The sequence below is a fragment of the Variovorax sp. WDL1 genome (genome assembly GCF_001541225.1).
Taxonomy (GTDB): Bacteria; Pseudomonadota; Gammaproteobacteria; order Burkholderiales; family Burkholderiaceae_C; genus Variovorax.
The window spans coordinates 43,196-48,992 of sequence record NZ_LMTS01000077.1; the positions used below are offsets into that span (position 1 = coordinate 43,196).

Below are 5,797 nucleotides of genomic sequence, written 5' to 3' on the forward strand. Positions count from 1 at the left end.
CAGCGGCTCGCCTGCTGCTCGGCGACGGCCAGCTGCGCTGCCGGGCCCTCCTCCAGGCCCAGCGCACCGCGCGCGGCGCGCGTGTAGGCCAGGGCCAGGGCGCGCGCCTTGTCGCGTTCCTCGGCCTGCGTCGGGGCATCGAGCATCAGCAATTCGCGACCGGGCTGCACGTCGGCGCCGTCCGCGATGTCCAGTGCCGTGACGCGTGCCGCGAACGGCGAATAGACGGGCTGCTCCGAGCCGGCCTTGATCACGCCTGGTGCGCTGATGCTTGCATGCCATGGCAGCCAGAGCACGAGCCCCCCCGCCACGGCTGCGAGCAGCCATCCGCGCTTGCGCCGGCGCGGGATCTCGGCGCGCCGTTCGCGCCACACGCGCAGTTCGGCCATCACTGGTCGGCCGACGAAGACGGCGATCTCGACGAAGAAGAGGAACACGCCCAGGGCCTTGAAGAAGGCGTGGTAGACCACCAGCGCGATGCCGACGAACAGCACCAGCCGGTAGAGCCAGGTCGCGAAGGCGAAGGCGATCAGCAGCCGGCGGAAGCCGGTCGACAGCGTCTCCGGCAGCGGGTCGTCCAGCCCGAGCAGCCAGCGCCGCAGGAAGTGCCTCGCCTGCTGCCCCGCGCGCTCGTGCAGGCCCGGGAAGTCGATCGCGTCGGCCAGCATGTAGTAGCCGTCGAAGCGCATGAAGGGGCTCGCGTTGATCAGCAGGGTCATCACCCAGGCGGTGGTGGCCAGGAAGAACAGCGCGCTGCGCAGATCGCCATCGGGCAGGAAGGCCCAGAGCAGGGTCGACCACGCCGCCAGCACCAGTTCGGAGGCGATGCCCGCCGAGGCGATCGCGAAGCGATGGCGCGAGCGCTCCAGCTTCCAGCTCTCGCCGGTGTCGGTGTAGGCCATGGGCCACATCACGAGCAGCGCCACGCCCATGTGGCCCACGCCCACGCCCAGCTTGGTGGAGACCAGCGCATGGCCCAGCTCGTGCAGCAGCTTGGACACGATCAGCGCGCCTGCGAAGCCCACCACGCCATCCCAGCTCAGTGCGCCACGCAAGTTGGCCTCGACTGTGTCCCACTGCCGCGCCGCGAGCACCAGGCCACCGACTGCGGCGAGTGCGCTGAGGCCTGCAAACCACCGCGTGAAGAGCCACCCCACCCAAGGCAGCAGCCGCTGCAGCCACTGCGCGGGCCGCACCAGCGGGATGCGGATGAACAGATAGTTGTTGAGCAGCCATCGCCAGAGCGGCATCGGCGCCTTCTGCCGCGCTGCGCTCAGCAGTTGATGGCGCTCGAGGAAGCTTCGGAACCCATCCACGTCGTCGGGCGCCGGCGCCAGCGTGGTGGCATCCGCGACCTCGCGGGCGATGCGTTGCGGATCAGCCAGGCGCCACCGCTGCAGGATCTCGAACTCGAGCCAGCCGATGCGAAAGAAGAGATTGCGCACCGGATCGCAGATGTGCCACGCGGGCGAACCGTCGCGGTTCGCGCCCGCCGCATGGATCTGCAGTTCTTCGCGCAGCGAGGGCCAGGGCGCGGGACCGGCGGCGGCATGGCTCAGCATCCGCACCACTCCCGCACCGCCGCGAAGGGGCGCCGGAACATCAGGTAGCCCAGCACGATCCAGTCGCCCGACACGCGCGCCGTGCCGCGCAATCCGATGCGGGTGACGGGCGCCGTCTCTTCCAGATGTCCGCGCAACTGGTAGCTCGCAACCCCGTTCGGCGCCTCGACCGCCTGGTAGCCGGCGTAGTCGAGCCGCGCGGAAACAGGATCGAGCGGCGCGACGCGCAGGAACAGCGTCATCGGCGCGCCCGGCGCGAGGTTGACCGCTTCGCTGACCGGTGCCCACGCCTGCACGCCCAGCGAGGCCGGGTCGGCCAGCAGCCCGACGCGCTCGCCGGTCTGCACCGGCCGCCCCGCCCAGTCGTCGGGATCGGAATAGACGAACACGCCCTGCGCCGGTGCCTTGATCGACAGCTGCGCCACCTCGCGCTGCAATCCGGCGACCTCGACCTCGCGCTCGCGCAGCTTGCCTTCGGCCAGGTTGAGCTCGGCCTTGGCGCTCTGCGATTCGATGGCGCGCTGCGAGGCCTGGTGCAGCTCGAGCCGCGCGCTGGCCAGTGCAGCCTGCGCCACGGCCAGGCGGTTGAAGAGCGTGGTGTCGTCGAGCTCGGCGAGGGTCTGCCCGGCCTCGACCGGCGTATTGGGCGGCACCACCATGCGCTTGATGACGCCGTCGCGCGGCGAGGCGATCACCTGGCTGCGCAGGGAGACCACCTCGGCCTGCAGCAGCGCGTACTCGCGCACCGGCACGAGCAGCAGCAGCGGAAGCAGCAGCAGCGACCAGCGCAGCGCCTTGCGGGCCCAGAGCCCTTGCCACAGCGTGCCGATCGAGCGCCGCCGGCCCGTCAAGGCCCACCAGGCATGGCCATAGGTCGCCGCAGCCTGCAGCAGCAGGTACTCGGGCGCCGTTGCGTCGAACTCGACAGGCCACGGGTTCTCGCGCGCCAGGAACAGCACCGCGCGCACGCGGCCATCCGGCCCCGCGAGCGGAAGCGCCCACACCTGCCCGGGCAGCCAGTCGGCCCACGAGGCAGCGAGCGCCGGCGGCAGCATCGACGGCGCCAGCGCCAGCACGGGCGCCGCGGCGGGCAGCGCATCGAGCTGCGGCCGCAGGTGGTCGGCGACCTCCGCGAGCCACAGCGCATAGGGGGAATCCGCTTCGACGTCGGCCAGCCCCGAGTGGCCCACCAGCCGCGTGCGCCGCGCGCCGAAGTAGCCGACCAGCGCCGCCTGCCGGTAGCTGGCGAGCGCGTGGGTCTCATTGCAGATGACGAAGGCGAGGTCGGCCGCGCGGGGAGCCGCGCGCACCTTCGCGGCAAGCGCATGGAACGCCAGGTCGGTCATGGCCTCTTTCCGCGGCGGGCCAGGCTCAACGCCGCGCCGGCGCGTGAACCTGGCCGCTCATGCCGGGCAGCACCTGGCCGCTCGCGCTCGCGAGCTCGGTCTCGATCTCCACCGTCTGGCTCACCGCGTCGACGCGCCCGGCTACGCGCGTGACCTTGAGCTCGCAGGCGCTGCCGGTCTCGTCGACCATGCCTTCGAGCCGCTCGCCCGGCTTGAGCCAGGCCAGCCATTGCGAGGGCACGTTCATCCGCGCCTTGAGCGGGCCGCTGCCGACAAGCTCCACCACCGGCGCTCCGGGATTCACGCCCTGCCCCACCTTGACATGCACACGCGCGACCTTGCCCGCGAACGGGGCCACGAAGGCGCACTGGCCCAGCTGCGCGTCGAAGATGCGGATCTGGCTCTGCGCCTTGTTGACGTTGGCCGCGGCGAGCTCGACCTCGACCTCGGCCGCCGACTGCAGGCCCTGCAGCTTCATCTTGGCCTCGTACTGCACCCGCGCGGCCTCGGCCTCGGCGCGTGCCGCATCGCGCCGCGCCTGGACCTCGGCGCAGTCATAGGCGGCCAGCAGCTGACCCGCGCGCACGGTGTCGCCCAGGTTCGCGGAAACCTTGGCAAAGCGCCCGGCGACCGACGCGGAGAGGATGCTTTCCTGCGATGCCACGACGAGGAAGCGCACCGGCGCGGCGCTGGGCGCAGCCTGCAGGGACGCACGCGACGGCACCGGCTCGGCAGCGGCCTGCTGCAGGCCGAAGCCGTTCACGCAGAGAGCGAGCAGGCCCAAAAGCCTCGCGGTTCCCTTCACGGCTTCTGCGCCACGGAGGCGCCGCTGCGCGACAGGCGCCGCACGTCGGAGATCACCGACAGCGTCGCCGCCTCGGCGAAGGCTCCGAGCGCACGCTCGGTGGGCGCGTTGGGCAGGAAGCTCGCGTAGCGCTGCGACAGCAGTTGCCGGCCGCCCGGCTCCGACAGCGTCACGCGCCACTGCGCACGCGCGGTGGCGCGCGAATCCACGCGCTCGAAGCGGAGCGTCAGTGCCAGGGCGTCGCCGCCCTGCGCCGTCTGCAGCTCGTTGCGGGTGACGATGCGCTCGACGGCGCTGCGCACCGTGGCCTCGCTCACGCCAGTGGGCAGGTTCTCCACGCGCACGACGATCGGACGGCTGGCGGTCTGCACCGCGGCGGTCTGCACGAAGGCCACCTTCTCGCCTTCGGCGAGGCTGTTGTCGATGGCCTTCGCCAGGGTCGGCAGGTCGGTGCCGGTCACGCTGTCGGGCAGGAGGTCGATGCCGACCGAATTGAGCACGCGGGCATAAGAGGCCTGCGTCGCGGCGTAGGCGGTGGCGAGGTAGAAGCGGGAGACCAGCGCACGCGAATCGGTGCGCAGGGACTCGAGCTCGCTTTCGAGCCGGTTGCTGCTGCCGGCGCGCGAGACGCTCGCCAGGCGCTGGTCCACGCGGCTCGATTCGGCCGCGAGCTCCTGGTCCACCAGGGCCAGCTTGTAGCGCTCGACCGACACGCGCACCTGCGTGATCACGGCCATCGAGAGCGCGAGGCGGCGCGCCTCGTCGTTGCGCACGCGCGCTTCATTGGTGCGCTTGATCGCCGGAATGGCCGCGAGGCGGAACAGGTCCATCGAGACGCTCACGCCGACATCGCTCCAGCTGCTGTTGTAGAGCAGCTCGTTGGAGTCGTAGCGCGGGCCGGCGTACAGGTTGAGGCTGGGGAACAGCGCGGCAATCTGCTTCTTGGTCTCGTTGACGCCGACGCGCGCCTTGTAGTCCTCCTCGCGCAGCTCGGGCCGGTTCTCCAGCGCGGCGCGCTCGAGCTTGTCGATGTCGAGCGTGGCGGGGGCCAGCGCGTCCACGGGGCCGTCGACCAGGGTGAACTCGGTGCCGGGTGGCAGGCTCATGAGCGCGGCGAGCTCGCGCTTGGCGAACTGCATTTCCTGGCGCTTGAGGTTGACCAGCGTCATCGCGTCGAGCAGCGCGCGCTGGTAGGCCAGGCCCTGCGCGGGCGGCAGCACGCCGGCGCGCTCGGCTTCGCGCGACTTCGCGAGCGCGTCCTCGATGCGGGTGGCGAGCTGGTCGGCGTCGGCGAGCAGTCGCTGCGCACCGAGCGCGCGCCAGTACGCGTTGCGCACGTCCTGCACGATGTTCTGCAGGATCTTGCGGCGGCGCTCCTCGGCGATGTTGACCTCGTCGGCCGCCTGCTTGGCGCGGAAGTAGGCCAGGCCGAAGTCGAGCGCGTTCCACGACAGCGTGGCGCGGCCGTAGTAGTGCGAGCGTTCCTCCGAGGTGGAGGGCCGCAGGCTCACGACGCGGTCCTCGATGCCGATGCTGGTGCCGCCCGAATCGTTGCTGCGGTCGTTGTAGCCGGCGTCGGCCACCAGCTTGGGCAGCATGTCGGCGGCCGAGACGTCGAGCAGCCCACGTGCGAGCGCGCTTTCCATCAGCTTGAGGCGGTAGTCGAGGTTGTACTTGAGCGCCCGGGCCAGTGCGCCGGAATAGCTGATCGGCCCGGAGACCGGCGCCTGGTCCTTGTACATCTGCGCCTGGTCATTGGCGACGCGCTGCGCCACCTCGTCCGGCGTCACCTGAACCGGATTGACGCTGCAGCCCGCGAGGAGGATGGCGACGGCCACTGCCATCAGGCTGGGGACGCCGGGGAGTCTGGATTGCTTGAAGTTCTTCACGCTGGGTCTCTCATGTCGGGTTTCGAAGATGGGTCCGAGGGGTGCGCTCGCGATCACGACCGGGCTCCCGGCACCGTGACGCGCACCGGCTCGTGCTGCTGCACGCGGACGAGGTCGCGCACGGTGCCGCGCTCGGCAGCGCTCGCGGCCAGCCGGCCGGAGAAGGAAGGTGCGGCATCGGCGGGCCGTGCCGCC

At 71.3% G+C, this 5,797-nt stretch carries 4 protein-coding genes; all 4 read right to left on the bottom strand.

Annotation, left to right across the window (positions count from 1 at the left end; all coding sequences use genetic code 11):
• Nucleotides 1-1,562, bottom strand: a 1,562-nt coding sequence (locus APY03_RS11215) for a site-2 protease family protein (protein ID WP_232324231.1), incomplete at its 3' end; no start/stop codon positions are given.
• Nucleotides 1,556-2,908: an HlyD family efflux transporter periplasmic adaptor subunit gene (locus tag APY03_RS11220; RefSeq protein WP_068676807.1), complete on the bottom strand. Its 1,353-nt coding sequence runs from the start codon at nt 2,906-2,908 to the stop codon at nt 1,556-1,558. The genes APY03_RS11220 and APY03_RS11215, both read right to left, overlap by 7 nt.
• 25 nt (nt 2,909-2,933) lie before the next feature.
• The gene (locus tag APY03_RS11225; RefSeq protein WP_083944281.1) at nt 2,934-3,713 is read right to left on the bottom strand and encodes an efflux RND transporter periplasmic adaptor subunit; all 780 of its coding nucleotides are present in this window, start codon (nt 3,711-3,713) and stop codon (nt 2,934-2,936) included.
• Entirely contained in the window at nt 3,710-5,602 is a 1,893-nt protein-coding gene (locus APY03_RS11230; protein WP_068676808.1) for a TolC family protein, read from the bottom strand. Before APY03_RS11230 ends, APY03_RS11225 begins: the two co-directional genes overlap by 4 nt.
• Between the last annotated feature and the right edge of the window lie 195 nt (nt 5,603-5,797).